Raw genomic sequence first — 25,738 nt, forward strand, 5'->3', positions numbered from 1 at the left:
GGCACTACCTGGGTTTTCTGGCAGTGTCGGGAGCCGGCCAGCGGCCGGCGCTATCGGGGTTTTCGGGCAGTGTCGGGAGCCGGCCAGCGGCCGGCACTACCGGGGTGGTCGGGCGGTCTGGGGAGCCGGCCAGCGGCCGGCGCTACCTTGGGCCGCGTTTCTCAGTCGCCGCCCTTGTCCGCGTTGGCCGCGCAGGTGAAGTTCTTGCGCTTGGCCTGCAGGCGGCCGTTCATGCGGTCGGTCACGGGCAGGGCGTTGCCGTTCAAGCGCCAGTCGTAGATCACGCTGAAGGCCAGGATGCGCGCGACGTACTCGCGGGTTTCCTTATAGCTGATGGTCTCGATCCAGATGTCCGGATCGAAGCCCGGGCGCTGGGTCTGCCAGCGTGCGGTCGGGGTCGGGCCGGCGTTGTAGGCGGCGATGGTGATGTAGGGCAGGCCTTCGTACTTGTTCATCAGCTGGCGCAGGTAGGCGGTGCCGATGGCGATGTTGGTGTCCGGGTCGTACAGGCTGGCCGCGCCGCCGTAGTTGGCCAGGCCGATCGACTTGGCCACGCTGGCGCCGGTGGCCGGCAGCACCTGCATCAGGCCCATGGCGTTGGCCGGCGAGCGCGCCTTCGGATTGAAGATGCTCTCGGCGCGGATCTCGGCCGCCACCCAGGCCGGGTCGATTGCATTGCGTGCCGATTCGCGGCGGATCGCATCATCGTGGTGCAGCGGGAAGCGCAGCGAATACAGGCGCTGCTCGTCCGGGGTCTTGCCGAGCGAGAACACCGCTCGGTCGAACCAACCGTTGTCCCGCGCCACTTCCACCGCGATGCGGCGCTGGGTGGTGTCGTAGCGGCTCAACGCGTCGTTCCATTCGGCCACGGCCCAGCCGGCGCGCTCGATCTTGAACAGCTCCATCGCGCGGATGATCGCTGGATCGCGCGCGACCGCTGCCTGCGCCTGCGCGCTGTCATTGGGTTCCCACGGGCACAGCGTGTAGGTGGACTGGCCAAGCTGGTCGGCGGCGAGGAAGCCGTGGAAAGTCGCCGCGCGGGCCGCGTCGCGATACAGCGGCTGGGCCTCGCTGCGCTTGCCAGTCTTTTCCAGCATGCGCGCCTCGAAATAGCGCCAGCGCGAATCGCTGCGCTGGGCCGGGCCCATCTTGCGGATCGCCGCCAGCGCCTGCGGCCAGTCGCCGCGCGACATGGCCTCGCGCGCGCGCCACTCGTGCAGGCGCTCGTCATAGGCCGAATCGGGCACGGCATTCAGGCGTCGCGCCGATTCGGGACCGTACGAGGCCACCGTCCACAGCGCGACCTGGTACAGCACCTGGGCCTGCTGGCCGGCACTGAGCTGCAGCGCACTGGCGTACTGCGGCAGTTGCTGCTCGGTGGCGCCCGGGTCGGCCTTGGCCAGCTTGGCCAGGCCATCGGTGGCGATGCGCCGGCTGCGTTCGTTGCGCGGCCAGTTCAGCGCGCTGGCGTTGGGCTTGTCGACGAAGGCGGCATAGGTGTTGGCCAAGGCCAGGTCGGCGGCGGGCAGGCCGCGCGCGGCACTGCGCATCACCGCCGGTTGCTGTTCGTCTGCGGCTGCGTCGATCCGCGCCCAGCGCAGTTCGGCGCTCAGGCCGCCCTTGGCATCGAGTACCGCGAACACCGCATCGCAGGCATCGGGCAGCGACTTGCCGGTGCTGCGCCAGATCGCCTGGGCCTCGCTGGTCCACTGCGCATCGGCCTTGCCGGTGGCCTGGCGTGCGTTGAGCTGGGCGCAACGCAGGCCGACGTTGTCGGTCGGGACCCAGTTGGCCAGCAGGGTCGGCCAGTCCTGGCGGCGCGCCACCGCCGGCAGCCACACGCTGCGGAAGCTGCTGGCCACGGCCTGGCCGCTGTAGCGCTTGAGGAAGTCCTGCGCCTGCGCGGTGCTGACGGTGTCGATGTTGCGGCGCAGGTTGGCGTACTCCAGCCAGCCGTACAGCGGATGCTTGCTCAATGCCGATGCCTGGGCAGGATCGAACTGGCCGCGCTCGGCATTGTCGATGGCGGCCTTGACCTGCGCGCGTTGCGCGTCGAGGTTCTGGGCGTCGGCCACCGGGCTGACGCCGGAACAGGCCAGCAGGACGGAGGCGCTGAGGAAATACAGGGGAAGTCGAGTCATGGCCGAGAGCATAACGGCGCACGGTGAAGGGCGGTGAGGGCAAGCCGACTCGATCATGAACGAGGGCCGCACAGGGCCATGAAGATCGGCCGCGCCCGGCGTAGTGTCGGCCATGGGGCAGCCCGCTCCTGGGAGAGACAGAGCATGGCATTCCGCACAGCCGCTACGTCTGGACCACTGGCCGAGATCAACGTCACCCCGTTGGTCGATGTAATGCTGGTGTTGTTGATCATCTTCATTGTGACCGCCCCGATGGTGTCCTTGCCCATCCCGGTCAACTTGCCGCAACGCACCACCAGCGTGGTGCCGCCCACCGAGCCACCGCCGCCGATCGAGCTGCGCGTGGATGCGTCCAACCAGGTCACCTGGAACGGGCAGGGGGTGCCGGTCGCCTCCCTGCAGGCACGCATGCAGGACCAGGCACAGGCACACGCCGGCAACCTGCCGGAGCTGCGTATCGCCACCGACCCCGACGCCGAGTATGAGGTGATGGCCAAGGTGCTGGCGGCTGCCAGCAACGCGCACCTGGAGCGCATCGCCTTCGTGCGTCCCTGACCCCGGTCGTGGCCTGTCCGTGCGGACGGGCCACGCTTTCATGGCACGACGGGCAATCCACCTTGGTGCAGGATGCAGCGGATGGTTTTTCCAGGTAACAGGCCAGGCGGCCCCATCGCCATGCCCAACCTCACGCCGTTGGTGGATGTGATGTTGGTGGTGCTGGTGGTGGTCGTGGCCACGTTCCCGATGCTGCAGCGGCCGTTGGTCCTCCCATTGCCACAGGCCACATGGTGCGGTCCGGAGGCGTATGCGCCGCGTCCGCCCCCGATCGAACTGTCGCTGGACGCGGCCAATCACCTGCGCTGGAACGGCGTCCTGCTGCCGTTGGGCGCAGTGGCCGCGCAACTGCAGGTCTTTTCCACCCTGCTGGCGCAGCAGCGCCCGACCGTGCGGCTGCGCACCACCGGTGACACCGATTACCAGGCCCTGTCCGAGGTGATGGTTGCCGTGGACAACGCCGGGCTGATGTCGGGCCTGGGGATCGACGCGGACGACTGAGTGGCGTGCACGCGCGTTGATGCGTGTTGCGTCCGTTCCAGACCATGCCTCGTTGCGGGGTACGCCGCGACGACGGCCTCCCGAAAAGCCTTGCAGGGCGGGCTTGTTGCCTGTTCGGATTTGTCGCATCCGCGTGAAAGAGTGTCGTCCATCACGTCGGCCCGTTTACCGTTTGTTTACAAAGGAGACGTTGCCGCCATGCAGGGGGGTGCGGCAGCCCAGACCAACATTCCTTTGTGGAGAGAGCGAATGAACGACCTGCACTACCGCCCCTTGGCGGTCGCTGTATCGCTGTGTCTGTTGTTGGCCGTGCCCGCGCTGGCCGGCGCGCAGGAAACGCCCCGAACCACCACCGAGCTGGACCGCGTCGAGGTGACCGGCAGCCGCATCAAGCGCGCCGAAGTAGAAGGCCAGGTACCGATCCAGACCCTGACCCGCGCCGAGATCGAACGCACCGGCATGAACTCCATTGGCGAAGTGCTGCAGCAGCTCACCGGGTCCGGGTCGGCGTTGAACGCCAAATTCAATTCCTCCGGCAACTTCGGCTTCCCGCCTGACGGCAGCGGCGTGGGCGCCGGTTCGGCCCAGGTCGATCTGCGCCACCTGGGGGCCAAGCGCGTGCTGGTGCTGGTGGACGGCATCCGCTGGGTCAACGAATCCTCGGCCTCCGGCGTGGGCGCGGCCACCGATCTCAATACTATTCCGCTGGCGATCGTCGAGCGCATCGAAGTGCTCGAAGACGGCGCGTCGTCGTTGTACGGCTCCGACGCCATCGCCGGCGTGGTCAACATCATCACCCGGCGCGAATTCGATGGCGGCCAGGTCACGCTGAACTACGGCGAGTACAGCAAGGGCGACGGCACCCAGAAGGGCGTGGACCTGGCCTGGGGCACCAGCGGCGACCGCTACACCCTGTTCCTGGGCGCCAGCTGGACCAAGCAGGACCCGGTGTATGCGCGTGACCGCGAGCAGTCGCGCTTCCCGATCCCGGGCACCGGGCTGGCCTTCGGCAGCGGTGGCATTCCGCAGGGCCGCTTCGCCTTCGTCGACCCCAACACCGGGGCCGAGCAGGACATCGTGCCCAACACCGGGGCAAGCAACCCACGCTACGACGGCAGTGCCGGTTGCAGCCGCACCGACGACTACCACTGCTTCACCTCGGCCGACCGCTTCAACTTCGCCGAATACAACATGGTGCTGACGCCGTCGGAGCGTAAGGGCATCTTCGGCCAGTTCCGCTTCGACATCACCGACAACATCCAGTGGTACATCAAGGCGCTGGGCAACCGCCGCGAATCGACCAACCAGGCCGGCCCGGAGCCGCTGTTCTTCGGCCCCGATGGCGCCACCGGCAATCCGCTGGCCGACAACATCGTGGTGTCCGCGCTCAACCCGTACAACCCGTTCGGGTTCGACCTGGTGTCCTCGGGCAACATGAGCCTGATCGGCCGGCGCCCGGTGGAGGGCGGTGCGCGCATCTTCGAGCAGGAGGTCAACACCCAGTACTTCGCCACCGGCCTGGTGGGCCAGTTCGAGGCCGGCAGCCGCAGCTGGTTCTGGGACGTCAACGGCATGTACAGCAAGAACAAGGCCGAACAGACCAACTACGGCAGCTATGACATCTTCAAGGTGAACATGGCCCTGGGCGACCCGGCGGTATGCGCGGCCACGCCCGGCTGCGTGCCGCTGAACATCTTCGGGGGCGCCGGGTCGATCACCCCGGCGATGCTGGACTGGATCCAGCCGGTGGTGCGCGACCGCAGCCAGAACGAGTTGAGCCTGTTCACCGCCAACCTGAGCAGTGAGCTGTTCACCCTGCCGGCCGGCCCGGTGTCGTTCGCCACCGGCTACGAGTACCGCAAGTACGAAGGCCGTTACGATCCTGATCCGCTCACCGTGATCGGCCATTACAACGGCGTGCCGTCGCTGCCCACCTCCGGTTCCTACGACGTCAATGAAGCGTACCTGGAGCTGAGCGTGCCGATCTTCGCCAAGAGCGCGATCGGCGAGAAGCTCGACCTGAGCCTGGCCGGGCGCTACTCGGACTACTCCACCTTCGGCGGCGAGTTCACCCCCAAGTACGGCCTGCGCTGGCAGGTGACCAACGACTTCGTGCTGCGTACCAGCTACGCCGAAGGCTTCCGCGCGCCGTCCATCGGCGAGCTGTATGGCTCGGCGGCACGTGCCGACCTGCAGCTGTTCGACCCGTGCTCGATCGGCCTGGGCGGTACCGCACCGCGTGGCAATCCGGCCAACTGCGCCGCGCTCGGCGTACCCAGCGGCTTCCAACAGGCCAACTCGCAGATCTCGGTCACCACCGGCGGCAACGCCGAACTGGACCCGGAACGCTCGCGCAGCTTCAGTGCCGGGTTCGTGTGGAGCCCGTGGTTCGGCAACGATGCGTCGTGGTCGGAGCGTTTCGACGTGGAAGTGACGTTCTACCGCCACACCATCGAAGGCGCCATCCAGGCCATCAACGCGCAGACCCAGTTGGACCTGTGCGTGGAAACCCTGGACCCGGTCTACTGCGAGGGCATCAGCCGCGCGTCCACCGGTGCGGTGAGCAGCTTCAACAACCGGCTCACCAACCTGGGCTCGATCAAGACCGACGGCTGGGACGTGGATCTGTTCTGGACGTTCCCGCAGAGCGACGTCGGCCAGTTCAAGCTGGGCTGGCAGAACACCTTCGTGGGGCGCTATGAAGCGCTGGGTGCGGCGGGCCAGCGGCAGCCGCAGAAACCGGGCGTGGAAGTGGCCGACAGTTCGATCCCGGAGTGGACCAGCAACGCGACGCTGAGCTGGGCCCTGGCCAACTGGAGCGCGTCCTGGACCGTGCGACACATTTCCGAGCTCACCGAAGACTGCGGCGACGCGGTGGCGTTCCCGGTGTGCAGCAACCAGCAGGAAGGCACCAACACGCTCGATGCCACCACCTTCCATGACCTGCAGGTGGGCTACAAGGTGGACTGGATGAAGGGCCTGCAGCTCAGCGCCGGCTTGAACAACGTGTTCGACAAGGACCCGCCAATCTGCCTGTCGTGCTCGCTCAACGGCTACGACGCATCCACCTACGACATCCCGCGTGGGCGCTACTGGTACATGCGCGCGGATCTGCGGTTCTGATCGCCGGTTGATGTACGTGTGATGCCACCGGGGCGCCATCACGGCGCCCCGGTTCGTCCATCCGGTAGAGCCGGGCCATGCCCGGCTGCGTTGAAGGGCAGACAAATGCGTTGCACACACCGGCCATTGCGCATGTTTGCCGTGCTGCTGCTTTATCCGTCAGGCATCATGGCCGAGCCGGTCAGCGGCCGGCACCACCCTTTCCAATGACTGTTGCCATGAACCTGCATACCTGGTGGATCTTCGCCGTCACCGTATTCGTCCTGTGCGGCACCCCGGGGCCCAACATGCTGCACGTGATGACCCGCAGCGTGCGCGTGGGCTTCCGCCGCAGCATCGCGGCCATGGCCGGGTGCCTGAGCGCACTGGTGCTGGCGTTGTCGATTTCCGCCGCCGGGCTGGGCGCGGTACTCAAGGCCTCGCCGATGGTGTTCGACGTGCTGCGTTACGCCGGCGTGGCCTACCTGGTTTATCTGGGCATCAAGGCCTGGCGCGGCGGTGACGCGCCGATCGATGTTGGCAGCACCGCGGCGATCACGCCGAGCAAGCGGCGCATCCTGTTCCGCGATGGCTTCATCATCGGCATCAGCAACCCCAAGCTGTTGTTGTTCGCCTCGGCGTTCCTGCCGCAGTTCGTCGACCTGACCCAGCCGCAGCTGCCGCAGTTCGTGGTCCTGGTGGGGACCTTCGCGCTGATGGAGATGTTCTGGTACGCGGTGTACGCCGCCGGTGGGCGGGGCCTGGCCAGTTATCTGGCACGCCCGGGCCTGCGCAAGGTGTTTGATCGCGTGGTGGGCACCATCTTCATCGGCTTCGGCCTGGCGTTGCTGCGCGCCCGACCGTAGAGCCGGCCGCTGGCCGGCAACCCGGCAGGACCGTCATTGTTCATGAGGTTGCCGGCCAGCGGCCGGCACTACCGGCGCCCGGCCATGCGTGGCCGCGCGACGCACCGCGCCTCAATCGGTAGAGCCGCGCCATGCGTGGCTGCGCGACCATCCGGCACCGCGCCGCAGCCGGCAGAGCCACGCCATGCGTGGCTGCGCATCCCGCGCGCGTCGTGCAGAACGCAGAACGCCGGGCAATGCCCGGCGCTCTGTGGTGTCCGCTTGCGGTCAATGACCGGTCAGAACGACCAGTTGAACGTGATCGCCCCATTGCGGCCATCGCCGTACGCACCATACCCGTTGATCTGCGAGAAGTACTTCTTGTCCAGCAGGTTGTTGAGGTTGGCCTGCACGCTGAACTCGGACGAGATGCGGTAGCGCACGAAGGCGCTGACCAGTGCGTAGCCGTTCTGCTCGATGCGACCGTACGCCGGCACCGGGTAGTAGATGCGGTTCTGCCAGTTGGCGCCGCCGCCCACGGTGAGCGCGGTCAGCGACTGCGGGGTGTAGCTGGTGAACAGCTTGATCGTGGTCTGCGGCAGGTTGGTGTTGATGTCCGCGTCGTTGATGTCCTTGGCCACGTAGCGCGACGCACCGAAGGTGGCATTCCAGCCCGGGGCCAGTTCGCCGTTCACTTCAAACTCAAACCCCCGGCTGACCGTGCCGCGCGCAGCGATGTAGGCAGTTTCGCCGCCCGTTCCGCCCACCACCGGTTCGCCGGTGGACTGGCCCACGTTGTCCTGCTCGATACGGAACACGGCAAGCGAGGCATTCAAGCGGTCGTCGAACCATGCACCCTTGACGCCCACTTCGTAGCTCTTGCCGTCCACCGGATCGAGGTAGCTGCCCTCGCGGTTCTTCAGCGTCTGCGGCTGGAAGATCTCGGTATAGCTGGCATAGGTGGAGTAGGTGTCATTGAGGTCGAACACCAGCCCGGCATACGGCGTGGTCACCTTGTGCGAGCGGTCGGCGCCTTCACCCTCGCTCTTCCAGTCGGTGTAACGCGCGCCGAGGATCAGCTTGAGCGGCTCGGCCAGCGACAGGCGGGTGGCGGCATAGCCGGCCTTCTGGGTGATGGTGCCTTCGCTCTGCAGCGGCAGGGTGGCGGCCCAGTTCGGCTCGGGGAAGTTGCCTACGCCGGCCAGGTAGTTGTCCAGCGGCGCCCAGCCCACCTGGTAGTCGCCGTAGTTGGCGAACTCGCGCTTGTTGTAGCTCAGGCCGGCCATGAACTGGTGCTCGCGGCCGAACAGCTGGAACGGGCCTTCCACGAAGCCATCCACCGCGTTGACCTTGCGCTCGGTGTTGTAGAAACCTGCCGAGGGCGTGACGCCGGCGCCGGTGCTCTTGTCCAGCAACGAGGCGCCCGAGGTCCAGTCGTTGTAGGCCGGATAGAACAGCTTGTCATCGGCCTTGGTGGTGTCATGCGTCGCGCCGAGCTTGACCTTCCAGTCGTTGCCGAAGGCATGCTCCAGCGTGGCGAACAGACGCTTGCTGGTGGTGTCCCAGTACGTCCAGCCCGGGTTGGCGCTGAACGACTCATCGAACGGGGTCGGGCTGCCGTCGGAGTACAGCATCGGGAAGCCACCCCATGTAGCCCCGTTGGCCCGCTTCTGCTGGTAGTCGTAGCCCACGCTCAGCTGGGTGTCCGGGGTGAGGTCGGCGTCGATCACCGCATAGCCCAGCGTCTTGTGCTGGTCGTAGCGGTCCATCTGCGATTCGGTGTCCAGGTAGCTGCCGATCACGCGCGCGCGCACCGAGCCGCTGGCGTTCAGCGGGGTGGTCACATCCACGGTGCTGCGGGTGCGGCCCCAGCTGCCGACGTTGACCGACACGTTGCCGGTCAGCTCGGCGCTGTCGGCGTGCTTGCGGATCAGGTTGACCGAGGCCGACGGATTGCCCGCACCGCTGAGCAGGCCGGTGGCACCGCGGACCACTTCCACGCGGTCATACAGGGCCAGGTCCAGGCCGGAGTCGCCGTAGCTCCAGTTTTGCACCATCTGCGTGGGCAGGCCGTCGAACTGGTAGCTGTCGATGTAGAAGCCGCGCGCGTAGAACTCGGTGCGCTCGGTATCGGACTGGGTGCTGCTCACCCCGGTGGTGTTGGCCAGCACGTCGATGATGTCGTCGAGGTTCTGGTCCTCGATGCGCTGGTGGCTGATGATGCTCACCGACTGCGGGATCTCGCGCGGGGCCAGGTCGAAGCGGGTACCGGCGGAGGTTTTGCGCACCGAGTAGCCCTCGGCGCGTTCGCCCTTGACCACGACCTTGTCCAGCGTCGTGGGATCGGGGGCGGCATCGTCTGCGAAGGCAGGGGCGGCGATCAGCGCACACAGCGCGGCAAACAGGGCCTGTGACAGGCGGCGTTGGGGCAGGGCGCGGGACAGCACTACGGAAGAACGGGTCATCGGCGTTTCCAGGGCGGCGGCACGCACATGGCCGATGTCCGTCGGTGGCCAGGTGCTTGGCGGTGGAGGTGGGGGTCGGTGCGCGGCTCGGTACCGAACTCCGCAGCGCCTCCCTGGCGCGAACGGGATCACAGTATGTTAATGCGAATCATTGCTATCAGCAATTCGGCTGGATGCGACGCCGCCTGAAGCTTTCAGGTTCTCCCGTACCCCTTGGTGACAAGGGGTACGGTGAGAGGGCGGCGGATTAACATCGGCGGTCGTAGGCTGAGCATCCGCCCGCGCGCAGCAGGAGAAACGCCATGGTTGCCAAGAACACCCTCTGTCTCTGGTATGACGGCACCGCCCTGGAGGCGGCCACCTTCTATGCCCAGACCTTCCCCGACAGCGCGGTGCACGCGGTCCACCGTGCCCCGGCCGACTTCCCGTCGGGCAAGCAGGGCGACGTGCTGACGGTGGATTTCACCGTCGCCGGCATCCCCTGCATAGGCCTCAACGGTGGCCCGGCGTTCAAGCACAGCGAGGCGTTCTCCTTCCAGATCTCCACCGACGACCAGGCCGAGACCGACCGGCTGTGGAACGCCATCGTCGGCAACGGCGGTGAGGAAAGCGCCTGCGGCTGGTGCCGGGACAAGTGGGGCCTGTCCTGGCAGATCACCCCGCGCGTGCTGACCGAAGCGGTGACCAGCAAAGACCCGGCGGTGGCCAAGCGCGCGTTCGAGGCCATGATGACGATGCGCAGGATCGACGTGGCGAAGATCGAGGCGGCGGTGCGCGGCTGAGGATGCTTTGTAGTCTTACAGCGGAACGCCCAGGCCACGCTTCAACGTGCTCAACGCTACGGCGGTGCGGAAGCGCTCGATGTTGTCGTCGTTGCCGAACAGGCGCGCGCTGATCGCCTCGTACTCTTCCATCGAGGCGGCCGTGAGGATCAGCAGGAAATCGGCATCGCCGGTGATGGCGTAGCACTGTTGCACGGCGGGATCTTCCTGCACGCGACGGCGGAAGGGGGCAACGCGGTGCGGCTGCTCGCTGGCCACCCGCACCTCGACCATGATGGTCAGCGGGCGGCCGAGCCGGCATTGATCGAGCACGGCGACGTTGGCGCGGATGATCCCCGCCTCCTGCAGCCGCTTGATCCGGCGCTGGACTGCCGGCGCGGACAGGTGCACCGCTTCGGCGATCTCCCGCTGCGGGGTGGTGTTGTCGCGCTGGAGGATGGCCAGGATGGCGCGGTCGAAGTCGTCGGGGCTGTAGGGGACGGCAGACATGGGCGAGTGAAACGTGCAGGAAGGCACGTGCAATTGAGCCTTTGCTTCGGCCCGGACGCAATATGCTGACGCGATGTCGACCTCCCGCTATTCCTCGCTCATCCCCGTCCTGGCCGTCCTCGGCTCGGTCACCGCCCTGTCCGTGGGCACGTCGTTCGCCAAACAGCTGTTCCCGCTGATCGGCGCACAGGGCACCAGCGCGTTGCGCGTGGGCTTCTCGGCGCTGGTACTGCTGGCGGTGTTCCGGCCGTGGCGCTGGACCACCACGCGCGCCGATGCCGGGACGATCCTCCGCTACGGCATCACCCTGGGGGTGATGAACCTGCTGTTCTACATGGCGCTGCGCACGATTCCGTTCGGCATCGCGGTGGCCATCGAATTCTGCGGGCCGCTGGCGGTGGCGATCTGGTCGTCGCGCCGGCCGGTCGATTTCGTCTGGGTCGGCTGCGCGCTGGCCGGGCTGTTGCTGCTGCTGCCGTTGGGGCACGGTGCGCCGCTGGATCCGGTCGGGGTGATGTTCGCGCTGGGTGCGGCAGTGTGCTGGGCGCTGTACATCATCTTCGGCAAGCGCGCCGGCCACCTGCCTGCCGGGCATACGGTGTCGCTGGGGCTGTGCGCGGCGGCGTTGGTGGTGGTGCCGGTGGGCGTTGCGCACGCGGGCATGGCGTTGCTGGACCCGAAGATCCTACTGTTCGGGCTGGGCGTGGCGATCGTCTCCAGCGCGATTCCGATGTCGCTGGAGATGATGGCGCTCAAGCGTCTGCCGAAGGAGACCTTTGGCATCCTGATCAGCATGGAACCGGCGGTAGCCGCGCTGCTGGCGATGGGGCTGCTGGCCGAACATCTCACGCCGCTGCAGTGGACGGCGATCGGCTGCACGGTGGTGGCGTCGGTCGGCAGTACGGTGACGGCACGGCGAGCGGCGCCGCCCCTACCAGTCACGTGATCAAGGTAGTGCCGGCCGCGGGCCGGCTCCCCTCACCGTTGGATCGCGAGGAGCCGGCCAGCGGCCGGCACTACCGGGTTTTCAGCGCCTGACCGGCGCATCCCCGGCCACGTAGTACGCGGCGGTGCTGCGTGCCAATGGCGCACGCCCACGGATACGGTCGGCGATCTTCTCGGCGATCATGATCGTGGTGGCGTTGAGGTTGCCGGTGATGATGCGCGGCATGATCGAGGCATCCACCACGCGCAGGCTTTCCATGCCATGCACGCGGCCCTGGCCATCAACCACGCTCATCGCATCGGTGCCCATCGCGCAGGAACAGGACGGGTGGTAGGCGGTTTCGGCATGGGCGCGCACGAAGGCGTCCAGTTCGGCGTCGCTCTGGCACGCGGCACTGGGGCTGATCTCGCGCCCCCGATACTCGTCCAGCGCAGGCTGGGCGATGATCTCGCGGGTGATGCGGATGGCATCGCGGAATTCCTGCCAGTCCTGGTCGGTGGACTGGTAATTGAACAGGATCGAGGGATGCTCGCGCGGGTCCAGCGATTTCGCATGCACGCGCCCACGGCTGGGCGTGCGCATCGAGCCCACGTGCGCCTGGAAGCCGTGTTCCTTGACCGCATTGGTGCCGTTGTAATTGATCGCCACCGGCAGGAAGTGGTACTGGATGTTGGGCCACTCGAAGTCCTCGCGGGTGCGGATGAACCCACCGGCCTCGAACTGGTTGCTGGCGCCGATGCCGGTGCCGGCGAACAGCCACTCCGCGCCGATTGCCGGCTGGTTCCACCACTGCAGCGCCGGGTACAGCGACACCGGCTTCTTGCAGGCGTACTGCATGTACACCTCCAGGTGATCCTGCAGGTTTTCGCCGACACCGGGCAGGTCGTGCACCAGCGGCACGCCGAGCGCGGCCAGCAGCGCCGGTGCGCCCACGCCGGAGCGCTGCAGGATCTGCGGCGAGGCGATCGCACCGGCGCACAGCAGCACCTCGCGGCGCGCGGTGGCGTCGATCGGCTCGGCACTGTTGCCGGTGAGGTAGCGCACACCCACCGCGCGCTTGCCGGCAAACAGGATGCGGTCGGTGGTGGCATGCACCACGATCTCCAATCCGGCGCGGTCCTTGGCCATGTCCAGGTAACCGCGCGCGGTGCTGGAGCGGCGGCCGCGCGGGGTGACGGTGCGGTCCATCGGGCCGAACCCTTCCTGCTGGTAGCCGTTGAGGTCGTCGGTACGCGGGTAGCCCGCCTGCACGCCGGCCTCGACCATGGCGTGGAACAGCACGTTGTTGCCGTTCTTTGGCGTGGCCACGCTGACCGGACCGTCGCCGCCGTGGTAGTCGTTGGGACCGATGTCGCGGGTTTCGGCCTTGCGGAAGTAGGGCAGCACGTCGGCGTAGCTCCAATCCTCCAGGCCGTCGAACCTGGCCCAGTTGTCGAAGTCCAGCGCGTTGCCGCGGATGTAGCACATGCCGTTGATCAGCGAAGACCCGCCCAGGCCCTTGCCACGTCCGCATTCCATGCGCCGGTTGTCCATGTGTGGCTCCGGCTCGGTCTCATAGGCCCAGTTGTAACGGCGGCCCTGCAGCGGAAAGGCCAATGCGGCCGGCATCTGCGTGCGGAAGTCCAGCCGGTAGTCCGGGCCACCGGCTTCAAGCAGCAGCACGCTGACGCCGGCGTCTTCGGTCAGGCGCGCGGCCAGCGTGTTGCCGGCCGAGCCGGCGCCGATGATGATGTAGTCGTATTCGCGCTTCATCGCGGGGGTCTCCTGTCAGGCCGGTTCAGAACACCGACGCGTAGCGGTCCAGTTCGATCTGGATGGACTTGGTGCGGGTAAAGGCGCGCAGCGTGGCCAGGCCGTTTTCGCGGCCCACGCCGGACTGCTTGTAGCCGCCCACCGGCATCTGCGCCGGCGATTCGCCCCAGCAGTTGACCCAGCAGATGCCGGCCTCCAACTGGTGGATCAGGCGGTGCGCGCGGCTCAGGTCGCGGCTGACCACGCCGGCGGCCAACCCATACTGGGTGGCGTTGGCGCGGGCGATCGCCTCTTCTTCAGTGTCATAGGACAGCAGGCTCAGCACCGGCCCGAAGATCTCTTCGCGCACGATGCGCATGTCGTCGCGACAGTCGCTGAACACCGTGGGCGCCACGTAGCAGCCCTTGCCCAGCGCGCCGTCGGTCAACCGCTCGCCACCGCAGACCAGGCGCGCGCCTTCGGTCTTGCCGCTGGCGATATGCTCCAGCACGCGGCGCATGTGCGCGGCGCTGACCAGCGGGCCGAAGTTGGTGGCCTCCTGCAACGGATCGCCGATGCGGATGCGCGCGATGCGCTCGCTCAAGGCCCGTTCGACATCGGCGAGCAGGTCCTTGGGCACGAACACGCGCGTGCCATTGGTGCAGACCTGGCCCGAGCTGTAGAAGTTGGCCATCATCGCCACATCCGCGGCCAGCTCGATATCGGCATCGGCGCAGATGATCAGCGCCGACTTGCCGCCCAGTTCCATGGTCACCTCCTTGAGGGTGGAACTGGACGCACTGGCCATCACCTTGCGCCCGGTACTGGTGCCGCCGGTGAAGGAGATCTTTTCGATGCCCGGGTGCTCGGTCAGTGCCGAGCCCACACCGGCGCCATCGCCGGGCAGCACGTTGAAGACGCCGTCGGGCAGGCCGGCTTCGGTGAAGATCTCGGCCAGCTTCAGCGCGGTCAGCGGGGTCACTTCACTGGGCTTGAAGATCATCGCGTTGCCAGCGGCCAGTGCGGGGGCGGCCTTCCACAGCGCGATCTGGATCGGGTAGTTCCACGCGCCGATCGCCCCGACCACGCCCAGGGGTTCCTGCCGGGTGTAGAAAAAGCTGCCTTCGCGCAGCGGCACCTGGCTGCCTTCCAGCCCGTGCATCACCCCGGCGTAGTACTCCAGCACGTCCGCGCCGGTGACGATGTCCACGCTGCGGGTTTCGCTCAGCGGCTTGCCGGTGTTGAGCGTTTCCAGCTCGGCCAGCGCATCGTTGCGCTCGCGCAGCAATGCCACCGCACGCAGCAGGATGCGCGATCGCTCCACCGTGGTCAGCGCGGCCCAGACCTTCTGGCCGGCCTGTGCGCTTTCCACTGCGGCGTCGAGATCGTCGCTGTTGGCGCTGTGCACCTTGGCCAGCACCTCGCCGGTGGCCGGGTTGGTGACCTCGAAGGTGCGGTTGCCCTGCGAGGGAACGTAGCGGCCGCCGATGTACAGCAGTTGGTCGGGGAAGTGGGGCATGTCGATGACTCCTTTGCAGCGGGAGACCAGTGGGTTCAGCGGGTCAGATGCAGGAACTGCAGGTGGCGCTCGTACTGGTCGATGATGTCGTTGATGATCTGCTGGCGGCTGTAGCCGAACAGCTCGTAGTCCTGTCCACCTTCATAGAGGTGCACCTCGGCGCGGTAATAGCGAAGGCTGCGGAAGCGTTGCGCGGCAAACGAGGGGGTGAGGTAGCCGCGCATGATCACCTGGTAGGTGAACACCTGTTGCTCGCCATGGTCGACCAGCAGTTCCATGTGGCCCGGTTCGAATTTCGTGTGCACATCCAGGCCCTTCTCGCGCAGCTGCGCGGCCACCGCCTCGATGGCCGGCTTCACGTCGGTGTCCATGAACCGGTACACCTCGTCGCGCACCGGGAAGTGCACCGCCTGGGAGATGCGCTGGCGCCAGCCACGCTGGTGCCGCGACTGCCCGATCAGCGGGATCGGCGAATACTGCGAGGCCTTCTTGCGCTGCGACTCTTCGCCCAGCGCGCGGGTCAGCCCCCATAGCATCAGCAGCAGCACCACCGAGAACGGCAGCGAGGCCAGCACGACGGCCGATTTGAGCGCGTCCATGCTGCCGGCCAGCAACAGGCCGGCGGTGACCAGGCCGGTCATCACGCCCCAGAACACGCGCAGCCAGCGCGGACCATCGTCCTCCGGCGCGCCGCCGTGCGAGGACAGCGTGGACAGCACCACGGTGCCCGAGTCGGCCGAGGTCACGAAGAACACGAAGCTGACGATCACGGTGACCGCGATGACCACCCGGCTCCAGGGATAGTTGTCCAGCAGTGCGTACAGCACGGTCGGCGGGTTATCCACCGCCATCTGCGCCAACTGCACCTGGTCGTGGTGGAGGATCTGGTCCAGCGCGCTGTTGCCGAAGATCGACAGCCACGCCAGGGTGAACCCGAGCGGGATCAGCAGCACGCCCAGCACGAATTCGCGGATGGTGCGGCCACGCGAGATGCGCGCGATGAACAGCCCCACGAACGGCGCCCAGCCGATCCACCAGGCCCAGTAGAACACCGTCCAGTTGCCCAGCCAGTCCGGCCGCCCGCCGTAGGCATACACGTCGAAGCTCTTGCCGACCACGTTGCCCAGGTAGTCGCCCATGTTCTGCATCAAGGCGTTGAGCAGGTACTGGGTGGGCCCGGCGAACAGCATGAACAGCAGCAGCCCGATGGCCAGCAGCATGTTGATGTTGGACATCCAGCGCACGCCTTTTTCCACCCCGGACACGGCCACGGCGATCGCCGCGCCCATCATCAGCACGATCAGCCCCACCTGCACCCAGGCCGCGTGTGGCACCTGGAACAGGGTATTGAGGCCGGCGTTGAGGTGCAGCACGCCAAAGCCCATGTCCGCGCCCAGGCCGAACACCGTGGCCACGATGCCCAGCGCATCGACGGTGTAGCCGATGGGGCCGTTGATGCGCTTGCCGATCAGCGGATACAGCGCCGAGCGCAGCGCCAGCGGCAGGTTGTGGCGGTAGGCGAAGTAGGCCAGCGCCATCGCCGCCAGCGCGAACACGCCCCAGCCGTGCAGGCCCCAGTGCAGGAACAGCAACTGCATGGCTTGCCGCGCGCTGGCCTCGCCACTGCCCACGCCGCCCTGCGGCGGCAGCAGATAGTGGGTAAGCGGTTCGGACACGCAGAAGAAGAACAGGGTGATGCTGATCCCGGCCGCGAACAGCATCCCGGCCCAGGACAGATAACTGAATTCCGGTTCGTCATGGTCCGCGCCAAGCTTGACCGTGCCATAGCCGGACAGTGCCACGCCGACCACGAACACCAGGTACACGGTCATCGCCAGCAGGTAATACCAGCCGACGTTGCGCGAGGCCCAGGTCTGGGCATCCAGCAGCAGCACGCCGGCATCGATGGGAAACACGGTGACCAGAAGGGCGAATGCCGCCACGATCGTGGCGGCAAGCAGGAAGACCGGTCGAAGCGTGCGTACCTCGTTTTGAGGTGACTCCACAGCGCTCATGGGGTGGGGGTACTCTCGGTGCCGGATACGGCAGACCCGGACTATTACCCCACATCGACTGTGGAGGGGCTGTTTACGCCGCGAAGATGCCCGCCGCGCAACGGCGGCGGGTATCGGGGTGACGCGTTACCGCAGCGCGCTGCTGGGTACGTCGATGGCCATCGCCAGGGCGAGGTGATCGGAAAACGCGGCCGGTACGGCCTCGGCACTGCGTTGCTGCAGGCCGTCGCTGAGCAGGATGTGGTCGATGGCCCGGTCCGGCCGCCAGCTGGGGAACGTGGGCACCGCGCAGCCTGGCGGTTGCAGGTTGGTCTTGCGGTACAGCGCCTGCATTTCCGGGCGGTCGGCCAGGCAGTTGAAATCGCCCATCAGCACCGCGTTGGGATGGTCGGTGAGCAGGTCGGCGATGAAGGCCAGCTGCGACATCCGCGAGTTGGTGCCCAAGGACAGGTGCGCCACCGCCACCGCCAGGCCCTGCCGGCCTTCGCCGAACTTGGCCAGCAGCACGCCGCGCCCGCCGATGCGGCCGGGCAGGGCGTGGTCCTGTACTTCCACCGGTTCCAGCCGGCTGAGCAGGCCGTTGGCGCTGGAGGCCACCCCGCCCATGCGGCGGTTGGGCTGGTGGCTCCAGTAATTGAAGCCGGCGCGCTCGGCCAGGTAGTGGGTCTGGTTGGTGAAGCCCGAGCGCAGGCTGCCCGGGTCGGCCTCCTGCAGGCCGACGATGTCGTGGCCACGGGCCAACTGCGCGATTGCGTCCAGACTGGTGCGCTTGCGCCCGGCCGGCAGTGCATGCGACCAGCTGCGGGTCACATAGTCACTGTAGCGGCGGGGGCTGCTGCCGGCCTGGATGTTGGCCGTCAGCAGGCGCAGGGTCCGCGTGGTGGGGGAATTCACGACGGTAGCGGGCTCGGTCTGGATCAATTGCCCTTTGCGGCGCGCTCGCGGGCGATCAGGTGATCGGCGATGCGCAGCATGTCGGGGAAGCTCTTGCCCTTGACCAGGTACTTGCCGTTGACGATCACCGACGGGGTGCCGGTGATCTGGCTGCGCTGGGCGAACTGCTTGGCGGCATTGGTCTTGGCATTCACCGCGAAGCTGCCCATGGTGCTGGCGAACTGCTTGGCATCGGCGCCGTGCTTGGCATAGAAGGCGGCGATGTCTTCAACCGAATCCTTGCCGCGCTCGCCCTTCAGGGTCTGCTCGGCGTGGATGGCCGAGTACAGCGCCTCGTGGGTCTTTTCCTGCAGGCCCATGCTCTGTGCGGCGTAGAAGGCGCGCGCATAGTTGTCCCAGGTGCCGCCGAACATCGCCGGCACGTAAACGAAGCTGACGTCGCTGGGCAGGCCAGCCTTCCACGGCCCGATCAGCGGCTGGAACGCGGCGCAGGCCGGGCACACGTAACCGAAGATCTCGGCCACTTCGATCTTGCCGGCGGCCGGCTGGAACGGCTGGCCGTTTTCGATCACCACATAGTCGGTGCCTGCCACCGGCTCCGGGCCGGTCGGGCGCGAGGACGCCGGCGCCGGTGCCGGGGTGGTGGCGGCTGCGGCAGCGGTCTCGGCGGCGGAGGATTCACCGGTGGCGGCCGGGGCTTCGCTGTTGGTCGCCGGTGCAGTGTCGGTGGCCGGGGTGCTGCTCGGGGCAGCCGGTTCGGTCGGCGCGGCGGTATTGGCGGTGCCGTCCTGGGCCTTGCAGGCCGCAAGGATCGGCAGCAGGGCCATCAGGGCAATGGCGAAACGGGTCTTCATCTAGGCATCTCCAACGGATGAACAAGGTGGGGCCGGCGCACGGGGCGCCGGCTCAGGGGGAAATAATGGCATGCGGCCAGGCGCGTCCCGCGTACACGGTGTGTGACGGTTCAGCGAGCCTGCACTCAGCGCTTGGGCTGGGTGCGCGCCTGGGCGATGAGCGCATCGGCGTTGCGCAGCATCGATTCGAACGAGTCGCCCTTGACCAGGTAACGGCCGTTGATCACCAGCGCCGGGGTGCCGGGCACCTTGGTGCGCTGGGCGAAGGCGCGCGCGGCCTTGAGCTTCTGTTCCACCGCATCGCCCTTGATCGTGGCCAGGAAGGTCTCCGGGGCCACGCCGTAGGACTTGTAGAAGCCGGCCAGTTCGTCCGGGGACACGTTCTGCATCGGCAGCGTCTGCTTGTCATGCAGGGCCTCGAACATCGCGCGGTGGCTGCGCTTGGCCACGCCCAGCTGGTCGGCGGCGAAGTAGGCACGGGCGAACGAATCCCAGATTCCGCCGAACGCGGCCGGCACCGGGGTGAAGCGGACGTCCTTGGGCAGCTTGGCGGCCCAGGCTTCCAGCTGCGGCTCGAAGCGCGCGCAGTGCGGGCAGGTGTAGCCGAAGATTTCCACCACTTCGATCTTGCCGGCCAGCGGCGCATACGGGCCGGGCGCTTCGATCACTTCGTAGTCGGTACCTTCGACCAGCTTGGTTGGCGTGGCGGCCAGGGTGGTCAGGGGGCTCAGGGCCAGCAGCAACAGCATCAGGCGGGGCATCAACGTCATCTACATCCATCTCCATCGGAAAAAACAACGCCGGCCCAGTGCCGGCGTGGCGGTGAACATAACCCGCCACGGGGGCGGGGCGGCGACTGCGCCGCCAAGCGGTCCTTACGGCGCCTTGGCCGGTTGCGTGGCGGTCACCGCGGCCACGTCGTCGACGCGGTTGTGCAGGCCCTGCAGGTAGCTGCCCAGCGCCTGGATCTCCTGCTCGGTGAGCTGCTTGGCAATGCTGGCCATGATCTGGAAGTGCGCCTTGTCGGTTTCCTGGGTGGTGCCGGCCTGGTACTCCTGCAGCCGGCGCGCCACATATGCGGCGTGCTGGCCGCCGATGTGCGGATACGCCGGGCCCGGGTTGCCGGCGCCGGTGGGACCGTGGCAGGCCATGCAGGCGGGGATGCCGCGTTCGGCGTCACCGCCGCGATACAGCTGCTGCCCGATCTCGTAGAACTTCTTGCCGGCATAGGGACCTTCGCCGACCAGGCCATCGTCGGCAAGCCCGGCGCTGGCCTTCTGCGTTGCGAAATATGCACCGATATCGCGCATGTCCTGCGGGGTGAGGTCCTGCACGAAGGGCACCATCGCCGCGGACGCACCGGAGGTGCGCTGGCCGTTGGCGATCAGCGCCATCTGCTGGGCCACGTAGCGTTCGCTCTGGCCGGCGATGCTGGGATACATCTCCACGGTGGAATTGCCATCGGCCGAGTGGCAGGCGGCGCAGGCGGCGGCCTTGGTCTGGCCGGCCTTGGCATCGCCCCAGGTGGTCTTGCTGAAATCGACCTCCAGCGAGGCGGTCTTGATCGGCCCGTTGTCAGGCAACGGGGTGATCGAGGTCTGGGCGACCGCAACGGCGGCCAGCAGGGATACAGCGACAGCGGAAACGGCAAGAACGCGAGCGTGGCGCATGCGGAAGCTCCGTGTGGACCGGCCTGGCGAGTGCAGGCTGCACTGGCTGAGGATCGCCCGATTATCCATGCGCTTTCGCGCCACGGTCAACGCAGGGTGCAGCAAAACCGGTCGGCGGCAGCGCGGATCCGGCCCGGACATGCGATCCTATGCCCATGTCATTGCTCCTCGAACGTGCCCACTATCTGCTTTCGGCCCACAACACCCGGCAATTGCCGGAGGATGTCGGGGCCGAAGTTGCCTTTGCCGGACGCTCCAACGCCGGCAAATCCAGCGCCCTCAACGCCCTGACCCGCCAGAACAGCCTGGCCCGGGTCTCCAAGACCCCCGGCCGCACCCAGCAGCTGGTGTTCTTCGAGGTCACCCCGGAGACCAAGCTGGTCGATCTGCCCGGTTACGGCTACGCCAAGGTGCCGCTGGACCTGCAGGCGCACTGGCAGGCCTTCATCGACCAGTACTTCCGCACCCGCGAGGCGCTGCGTGGCCTGGTGGTGGTGATGGACATCCGTCACCCGCTGAAGGACTACGACCGCCAGATGCTGGCCTATGCGGTGCAGCGCGGTCTGCCCGCGCACGCGCTGCTGACCAAGGCCGACAAGCTCGGCCGGGGCCAGCAGGGCATCGCCCTGCAGAAGGTGCGCAAGGAACTGCAGTCCTCCTTCGGCGATACGGTCAGCGTGCAGACCTTCTCCGGCCCGGCCCGCCAGGGCGTGGACGAGGCCCGCGGGATCATCGGTGGCTGGCTGGGGTTGAACAAGCCGGCGCCGGAAACGGCGTAACACCTGCACCCCGGTGGTGCTGGCCGCTGGCCGGCGCCCCGGTATATCCGGCTGAAAGGGGAGCCGGCCAGCGGCCGGCACTACCGTGTAGGCGTGCACCGACCGGCTGACCGTCAGGCGGTGCGCGTGCAATTGGGTGTCACCGAAGTCGGCCAGCGGCCGGCACTACCGGGTGGGCAACGGTGCGTATTCGCCCGGGACCCACGCGAACGCATCACCCTCGCGCCGCACATGGCCCAGCCCGGGGAACGGCAGGTGCGCGCCGGCCACCCACCAGCCCTGGTCCGCGGCCTGCGCCATCATCGTGCGCCGGCTGACGATGGCGGCGGCGCGGTCGCTGTCGGCCTCGTAGGACGCCTGCGGCTGGGCGAACTGCACCGCATGGAAATGGACGATGTCGCCCCAGACCAACAGGTGCTGGCCGGCGCCGCCGTCGATCCGGTAGGACACGTGGCCGATGGTGTGGCCGTGGCTGTCCAGTGCGGTGATGCCGGTCGGCAGTGCATCTCCTGCGCCGAAGCGCTTCAATTTTCCAGTGGCCCCATAGGGGGCTACCGCCTTGCGCGCCAGCGCGAAGGCAAAGCGCACGCCCTGCGGCGCGGTCGCTTCGCTGGCCGGATCGAGCCAGTACGCGGCATCGGCGGCAGACAACCACACCGTGGCATTGGGGTAGGCCACCTTGTCCTGGGTATCGAGCAGGCCGCACAGGTGGTCCGGATGGGCGTGGGTGAGCAGTACGTCGTCGACCTCGGCCGGGTCGTAGCCGGCCGCGCGCAGGTTGCCCAGCACCTGGCCCAGGCCGGGGCCGAAGCAGGTGGCGGTGCCGGTGTCGATCAGGGTGAGGTGGTTGCCCTGCTGCACCAGGTAGGCGTTGACCGCGGTCTGCAGGCCCTTGCCGTCTTCGGGCACGTAGCGGTGGTCGAGCAGGCGGGTGACCTTGCCGGCATCGATGCCTACCAGTTCCTGCCGGCCGAGCGCGACAGTGCCATCAAACAGCGCGGTGACCTGCAGCGTGCCGATCTGCTGGTGGTACACACCGGGCACCTGTTCGTGCGGGGTGTGGGTAGTGGTGGCGAAGGCGGGGCTGGCGGCGGCCAGCAACAGGGCGGCGGCGAGGGTGCGGACGCGGGGCAGGGACATGGGGTTTCCGGGCAAGGCGGCAGCGCCGCGATGTCTCCATGCTGCGCGACGGCGTTGCCGCGGTCCGCTCAGAATGCCGCGCGATCCGCTCGCTCAGCTGTTGCCGATCGCGCCCGGTTCCAGGCCGTAACGGGCGGCGAAGCGCTTGTTGAAGCTGCCCAGCGAGCGATAGCCCACGCGCGCGGCCACGGTCTTGAGCGGCAGGCGCGTGGTGTAGAGCAAGTTCATCGCATGCGCCAGCCGCGCATCGGCGATCAACCCGCGCACGCTGGACTGCTCGCTGGCCAGCCGGCGGCGCAGGGTGGCACCGCTCAGGCCGAGCTGGTCTTCGAAGTCGCGCGATTGCCAGTCGCGTTCCGGTTGGGCGGCGATCAGGTCGCGGATGCGTTCGCCCAGGCTGGGCTCCGGCGCGACCAGCAGGCTGCCATGGCCACGGCGACAGAACGCCAGCACCAGCGCGGCCAAGGCCAGCCGCGCTTCGGTGTAGCGGGCCTGCTCCAGTGCGCTGCGCCATTGCCGCAGGGTGTCGCCGTGCTCGGCCAGCGACAACCGCGCCAGCGCGTCGCCGGCCTCGGGCAGCGGTTCGTTCCACAGCACGCGCGCGGCTGACAGCGCCTCGGCGCACAGCGGCACGATCGCGCTGAGGTACACGCCGGAGTCCGGATCGGGAATGTTGACCACGTCGATGCGGCAGCGCCGGGTGATCAGGAACAGGTCGCCGGGCACGAAGGTGAGTGACTGCTGCGCGGTGGACACCTGCTTGCGTCCCTGCAGCAGGATCGCCAGCTGCGGCTGCGGAATGTCCACCGAGGAGGCGCCATGCTCGCGGCGCGCGGTGATGCAGGCGTAGCCGTCGGCCCGCTGGCAGTCGGCCAGGCTCGCCATCTCGGCCAACAGCGGATCGGGGTGCACGCGGGTATCCATTACCGCGCAGTATCGAACAACTGGCCGATCAGCGCTGCCGCGCCCATCGCCAATGCGCCCCAGAACATGACCCGCACCGCGCCGCGCAACGGGGGTGCACCTCCGGCACGTGCGGCCATCGCACCGGTCAGGCCCAACCCGGCCAGGGTGACGCCCGTGGTGATCTGGGCGACATGGGCGTGCGGGGCGAGCAGGGCGGTCAGCACCGGCAGCGCCGCGCCACTGACGAAGGCGCCGGCCGAGGCCAGGGCCGCCTGCAGCGGACGCGCACGCAGTTCTTCGGTGATGCCCAGCTCGTCGCGTGCGTGTGCGGCCAGCGCGTCGTGCGCGGTCAGCTGTACCGCTACCTGCTGGGCCAGCTCGGGGGTAAGGCCGCGATGGCGGTAGATCGCTGCCAGCTCTTCCAGCTCGCTGTGCGGGTCTTCGTGCAGTTCGCGTTTTTCCACGGCCAGGTCGGCCACTTCGGTATCGGCCTGGGACTGCACCGACACATACTCACCGGCCGCCATCGACATCGCCCCGGCGACGGTGCCGGCAATGCCGGTGGCCAACACGGTGGACGCGCTCGCACCGCTGGCGGCGATGCCGACCACCAGCCCGGCGATCGAGACGATGCCGTCATTGGCACCGAGCACCGCCGCACGCAGCCAGCCGACGCGGTCGGAACGATGGACTTCGGGATGGCGGGATCGGCTCATGTCCACAGTCTAGGGCGTGTGCCGGACCGGGGGCGGAATGCGTCGCAGCGGCGCTTGCAGCCGGTCAAGCCCTTTTCAATAGGATGCTGAAAACCGTCACGGTGACACGACGGTGGGGGACGCCACGATATAGTGCGCCCTTGCGATGCGGGGGCCCGGACCCCACATCCCCGCCCTGACCAGAATCCTGCGAGCCTCCCCTTGTCGAGCCCCAGCCACGTCGCCGAGACGCCGATCACCGACCGAAATGAACTGGTCGCCACGCTGGCTTCCGGCGAAAAGCCCAAGGCGCAGTGGCGCATCGGCACCGAGCACGAGAAGTTCGGCTTCCGCCTGGACGACCTGCGTCCGCCGACGTTCGAGGGCGACCGCGGCATCGAAGCCCTGCTCAACGGCCTGACCCGCTTCGGCTGGACGCCGGTGCAGGAAGGCGGCCACACCATCGCGCTGCTGCGCGACAACGCCTCGGTCACGCTGGAACCAGCCGGCCAGCTGGAACTGTCCGGCGCGGCGGTGGAAACCATCCATGACACCTGCGTGGAAACCGGTACCCATCTCAACGAAGTGGCGCAGGTGGCCGGCGAGCTGCAGCTGGGCTTCCTCGGCATGGGCTTCCAGCCCAAGTGGACGCGCGAGGAGATGCCGTGGATGCCCAAGGGCCGCTACCGCATCATGCGCGACTACATGCCCAAGGTCGGCACGCTCGGCCTGGACATGATGACCCGTACCTGCACGGTGCAGGTCAACCTGGATTACGCCACCGAAGCGGACATGGTGAAGAAATTCCGCGTGTCGCTGGCGCTGCAGCCGATCGCCACCGCGCTGTTCGCCGATTCGCCGTTCACCGAAGGCAAGCCGAACGGCTACCAGAGCTACCGTTCGCACATCTGGACGGACACCGACAACGATCGCACCGGCATGCTCGACTTCGTGTTCGAAGACGGCTTCGGTTACGAGCGTTACGTGGACTATCTGCTCGATGTACCGATGTACTTCTCCTACCGCGACGGCACCTACCACGATGCCAGCGGGCAGAGTTTCCGCGATTTCATGGTGGGCAAGCTGCCGGCGCTGCCGGGCCAGTTGCCGACCCTGCGCGACTGGTCGGACCACATGACCACGGCCTTCCCGGAAGTGCGCTTGAAGAAGTACCTGGAAATGCGCGGCGCCGATGCCGGACCGTGGAGCCGCCTGTGTGCGCTGCCGGCGTTCTGGGTGGGCCTGTTGTATGACGATGCCGCACTCGATGCGGCCTGGGACCTGGTGCGAGATTTCAGCCTGGTGGAGCGCAACGTGTTGCGCGATGGCGTGCCCAGGCATGGGCTGAAGCTGCCGTTCCGCAATGGCACCGTCCTCGATCTGTCGCGCGAAGCGCTGAAGATTGCCGTGGCCGGTCTGAAGCGGCGCGCGGCGCGCAACGTCGATGGCCAGGACGAAAGCAAGTTCCTGGAGGTGCTGCAGGAGATCGTCGATTCGGGGCTGACTCCGGCCGATCGCAAGCTGGCGCTGTTCCATGGCGAGTGGAACCAGAACATCGATCCGGTGTTCAAGGCGTTCGCTTACTGAGTGGGCGAAAGCGGTCGTCGGTGGGTCGGGCGCTGGGCGCCCATGCCCTTTCCGGCGAATGTCCTCCGGCGTCGGCCTGCGGCCGCCACCTCCCCCTTTATTTCGCCTCCAAGGGCATGGGA

General features: G+C 67.5%; 21 protein-coding genes. 8 read left to right on the forward strand and 13 right to left on the reverse strand.

Annotation, left to right across the window (positions count from 1 at the left end; all coding sequences use genetic code 11):
• Positions 1-161: 161 nt before the first annotated feature.
• Positions 162-2,153: a transglycosylase SLT domain-containing protein gene (locus NR101_RS15785; RefSeq protein ID WP_256777071.1), complete on the reverse strand. Its 1,992-nt coding sequence runs from the start codon at positions 2,151-2,153 to the stop codon at positions 162-164.
• A gap of 132 nt (positions 2,154-2,285) precedes the next feature.
• Here NR101_RS15785 and NR101_RS15790 point away from each other — a divergent pair, with 132 nt between their 5' ends.
• The 4 genes from NR101_RS15790 (at position 2,286) to NR101_RS15805 (ending at position 7,165) form a co-directional block, all read left to right on the forward strand.
• Positions 2,286-2,696 (forward strand): biopolymer transporter ExbD, encoded by a 411-nt coding sequence (locus tag NR101_RS15790; protein WP_256777070.1) that lies wholly within the window; start codon positions 2,286-2,288, stop codon positions 2,694-2,696.
• A 120-nt stretch (positions 2,697-2,816) separates the two neighbouring features.
• Positions 2,817-3,197, forward strand: coding sequence for a biopolymer transporter ExbD (locus NR101_RS15795; protein WP_256777068.1), 381 nt, complete (start codon positions 2,817-2,819; stop codon positions 3,195-3,197).
• 249 nt (positions 3,198-3,446) lie between these two features.
• Positions 3,447-6,320, forward strand: a complete 2,874-nt coding sequence (locus tag NR101_RS15800; protein WP_256777067.1) for a TonB-dependent receptor — start codon at positions 3,447-3,449, stop codon at positions 6,318-6,320.
• Positions 6,321-6,538: 218 nt separating this feature from the next.
• Complete coding sequence (locus tag NR101_RS15805; protein WP_256777065.1) at positions 6,539-7,165, forward strand: LysE family translocator; 627 nt, start codon at positions 6,539-6,541, stop codon at positions 7,163-7,165.
• Between the two features lie 278 nt (positions 7,166-7,443).
• Here NR101_RS15805 and fhuE read toward each other — a convergent pair whose 3' ends face one another.
• On the reverse strand, positions 7,444-9,609 hold the full coding sequence (gene fhuE / locus NR101_RS15810; protein ID WP_256777064.1) for a ferric-rhodotorulic acid/ferric-coprogen receptor FhuE: 2,166 nt from the start codon (positions 9,607-9,609) through the stop codon (positions 7,444-7,446).
• 302 nt (positions 9,610-9,911) lie between these two features.
• Here fhuE and NR101_RS15815 point away from each other — a divergent pair, with 302 nt between their 5' ends.
• The gene (locus tag NR101_RS15815) at positions 9,912-10,391 is read left to right on the forward strand and encodes a VOC family protein (protein ID WP_256777063.1); all 480 of its coding nucleotides are present in this window, start codon (positions 9,912-9,914) and stop codon (positions 10,389-10,391) included.
• Positions 10,392-10,406: 15 nt separating this feature from the next.
• Here NR101_RS15815 and NR101_RS15820 read toward each other — a convergent pair whose 3' ends face one another.
• A complete protein-coding gene (locus NR101_RS15820) occupies positions 10,407-10,880 on the reverse strand; it encodes an Lrp/AsnC family transcriptional regulator (RefSeq protein WP_256777062.1) in 474 nt (157 codons plus the stop codon).
• A 73-nt stretch (positions 10,881-10,953) separates the two neighbouring features.
• On the opposite strand from NR101_RS15820, the gene NR101_RS15825 reads away from it, so the two are divergent.
• Complete coding sequence (locus tag NR101_RS15825; RefSeq protein WP_256777061.1) at positions 10,954-11,826, forward strand: EamA family transporter; 873 nt, start codon at positions 10,954-10,956, stop codon at positions 11,824-11,826.
• A gap of 81 nt (positions 11,827-11,907) precedes the next feature.
• Here NR101_RS15825 and betA read toward each other — a convergent pair whose 3' ends face one another.
• The 7 genes from betA to NR101_RS15860 all read right to left on the reverse strand — a co-directional run bounded on the left by betA (position 11,908) and on the right by NR101_RS15860 (position 20,509).
• Positions 11,908-13,578 carry a choline dehydrogenase gene (betA, locus tag NR101_RS15830; RefSeq protein ID WP_256777060.1) on the reverse strand — a complete coding sequence of 557 codons (1,671 nt, stop codon included), beginning with the start codon at positions 13,576-13,578 and terminating at the stop codon, positions 11,908-11,910.
• 25 nt (positions 13,579-13,603) lie between these two features.
• Positions 13,604-15,076 carry a betaine-aldehyde dehydrogenase gene (gene betB / locus NR101_RS15835; protein ID WP_256777059.1) on the reverse strand — a complete coding sequence of 491 codons (1,473 nt, stop codon included), beginning with the start codon at positions 15,074-15,076 and terminating at the stop codon, positions 13,604-13,606.
• A gap of 35 nt (positions 15,077-15,111) precedes the next feature.
• Entirely contained in the window at positions 15,112-17,091 is a 1,980-nt protein-coding gene (gene betT / locus NR101_RS15840; RefSeq protein ID WP_256777058.1) for a choline BCCT transporter BetT, read from the reverse strand.
• A 126-nt stretch (positions 17,092-17,217) separates the two neighbouring features.
• The gene (locus NR101_RS15845) at positions 17,218-17,955 is read right to left on the reverse strand and encodes an endonuclease/exonuclease/phosphatase family protein (RefSeq protein WP_256777753.1); all 738 of its coding nucleotides are present in this window, start codon (positions 17,953-17,955) and stop codon (positions 17,218-17,220) included.
• A gap of 53 nt (positions 17,956-18,008) precedes the next feature.
• Complete coding sequence (locus NR101_RS15850) at positions 18,009-18,839, reverse strand: thiol:disulfide interchange protein DsbA/DsbL (protein WP_256777057.1); 831 nt, start codon at positions 18,837-18,839, stop codon at positions 18,009-18,011.
• 125 nt (positions 18,840-18,964) lie between these two features.
• Positions 18,965-19,609, reverse strand: coding sequence for a thiol:disulfide interchange protein DsbA/DsbL (locus NR101_RS15855; RefSeq protein WP_256777056.1), 645 nt, complete (start codon positions 19,607-19,609; stop codon positions 18,965-18,967).
• 105 nt (positions 19,610-19,714) lie between these two features.
• Positions 19,715-20,509, reverse strand: a complete 795-nt coding sequence (locus NR101_RS15860; RefSeq protein WP_256777055.1) for a c-type cytochrome — start codon at positions 20,507-20,509, stop codon at positions 19,715-19,717.
• Between the two features lie 155 nt (positions 20,510-20,664).
• On the opposite strand from NR101_RS15860, the gene yihA reads away from it, so the two are divergent.
• Positions 20,665-21,288 (forward strand): ribosome biogenesis GTP-binding protein YihA/YsxC, encoded by a 624-nt coding sequence (gene yihA, locus NR101_RS15865; protein ID WP_256777053.1) that lies wholly within the window; start codon positions 20,665-20,667, stop codon positions 21,286-21,288.
• Between the two features lie 165 nt (positions 21,289-21,453).
• Here yihA and NR101_RS15870 read toward each other — a convergent pair whose 3' ends face one another.
• From NR101_RS15870 to NR101_RS15880, 3 genes are all read right to left on the reverse strand, one after another.
• A complete protein-coding gene (locus tag NR101_RS15870; RefSeq protein WP_256777052.1) occupies positions 21,454-22,428 on the reverse strand; it encodes an MBL fold metallo-hydrolase in 975 nt (324 codons plus the stop codon).
• Between the two features lie 93 nt (positions 22,429-22,521).
• Positions 22,522-23,313, reverse strand: coding sequence for a helix-turn-helix domain-containing protein (locus tag NR101_RS15875; protein ID WP_306175582.1), 792 nt, complete (start codon positions 23,311-23,313; stop codon positions 22,522-22,524).
• 38 nt (positions 23,314-23,351) lie between these two features.
• Positions 23,352-24,050 carry a VIT family protein gene (locus NR101_RS15880; protein WP_256777050.1) on the reverse strand — a complete coding sequence of 233 codons (699 nt, stop codon included), beginning with the start codon at positions 24,048-24,050 and terminating at the stop codon, positions 23,352-23,354.
• A 201-nt stretch (positions 24,051-24,251) separates the two neighbouring features.
• Between NR101_RS15880 and NR101_RS15885 the strand changes: the two genes are divergently transcribed.
• On the forward strand, positions 24,252-25,616 hold the full coding sequence (locus tag NR101_RS15885; RefSeq protein WP_256777049.1) for a glutamate--cysteine ligase: 1,365 nt from the start codon (positions 24,252-24,254) through the stop codon (positions 25,614-25,616).
• Positions 25,617-25,738 lie beyond the last annotated feature (122 nt).

It is taken from the genome of Stenotrophomonas sp. Ste86 (genome assembly GCF_024519465.1).
GTDB lineage: Bacteria > Pseudomonadota > Gammaproteobacteria > Xanthomonadales > Xanthomonadaceae > Stenotrophomonas.

What these genes read in the sequence shown, in the direction of transcription:
- NR101_RS15785 (WP_256777071.1), bottom strand. Translation starts at nt 2,153, where the DNA reads ATGCTCTCGGCCATGACTCGACTTCCCCTGTATTTCCTCAGCGCCTCC.
- NR101_RS15790 (WP_256777070.1), top strand. Translation starts at nt 2,286, where the DNA reads ATGGCATTCCGCACAGCCGCTACGTCTGGACCACTGGCCGAGATCAAC.
- NR101_RS15795 (WP_256777068.1), top strand. Translation starts at nt 2,817, where the DNA reads ATGCCCAACCTCACGCCGTTGGTGGATGTGATGTTGGTGGTGCTGGTG.
- NR101_RS15800 (WP_256777067.1), top strand. Translation starts at nt 3,447, where the DNA reads ATGAACGACCTGCACTACCGCCCCTTGGCGGTCGCTGTATCGCTGTGT.
- NR101_RS15805 (WP_256777065.1), top strand. Translation starts at nt 6,539, where the DNA reads ATGAACCTGCATACCTGGTGGATCTTCGCCGTCACCGTATTCGTCCTG.
- fhuE (WP_256777064.1), bottom strand. Translation starts at nt 9,609, where the DNA reads ATGACCCGTTCTTCCGTAGTGCTGTCCCGCGCCCTGCCCCAACGCCGC.
- NR101_RS15815 (WP_256777063.1), top strand. Translation starts at nt 9,912, where the DNA reads ATGGTTGCCAAGAACACCCTCTGTCTCTGGTATGACGGCACCGCCCTG.
- NR101_RS15820 (WP_256777062.1), bottom strand. Translation starts at nt 10,880, where the DNA reads ATGTCTGCCGTCCCCTACAGCCCCGACGACTTCGACCGCGCCATCCTG.
- NR101_RS15825 (WP_256777061.1), top strand. Translation starts at nt 10,954, where the DNA reads ATGTCGACCTCCCGCTATTCCTCGCTCATCCCCGTCCTGGCCGTCCTC.
- betA (WP_256777060.1), bottom strand. Translation starts at nt 13,578, where the DNA reads ATGAAGCGCGAATACGACTACATCATCATCGGCGCCGGCTCGGCCGGC.
- betB (WP_256777059.1), bottom strand. Translation starts at nt 15,076, where the DNA reads ATGCCCCACTTCCCCGACCAACTGCTGTACATCGGCGGCCGCTACGTT.
- betT (WP_256777058.1), bottom strand. Translation starts at nt 17,091, where the DNA reads ATGAGCGCTGTGGAGTCACCTCAAAACGAGGTACGCACGCTTCGACCG.
- NR101_RS15850 (WP_256777057.1), bottom strand. Translation starts at nt 18,839, where the DNA reads ATGAAGACCCGTTTCGCCATTGCCCTGATGGCCCTGCTGCCGATCCTT.
- NR101_RS15855 (WP_256777056.1), bottom strand. Translation starts at nt 19,609, where the DNA reads ATGACGTTGATGCCCCGCCTGATGCTGTTGCTGCTGGCCCTGAGCCCC.
- NR101_RS15860 (WP_256777055.1), bottom strand. Translation starts at nt 20,509, where the DNA reads ATGCGCCACGCTCGCGTTCTTGCCGTTTCCGCTGTCGCTGTATCCCTG.
- yihA (WP_256777053.1), top strand. Translation starts at nt 20,665, where the DNA reads ATGTCATTGCTCCTCGAACGTGCCCACTATCTGCTTTCGGCCCACAAC.
- NR101_RS15870 (WP_256777052.1), bottom strand. Translation starts at nt 22,428, where the DNA reads ATGTCCCTGCCCCGCGTCCGCACCCTCGCCGCCGCCCTGTTGCTGGCC.
- NR101_RS15875 (WP_306175582.1), bottom strand. Translation starts at nt 23,313, where the DNA reads ATGGCGAGCCTGGCCGACTGCCAGCGGGCCGACGGCTACGCCTGCATC.
- NR101_RS15880 (WP_256777050.1), bottom strand. Translation starts at nt 24,050, where the DNA reads ATGAGCCGATCCCGCCATCCCGAAGTCCATCGTTCCGACCGCGTCGGC.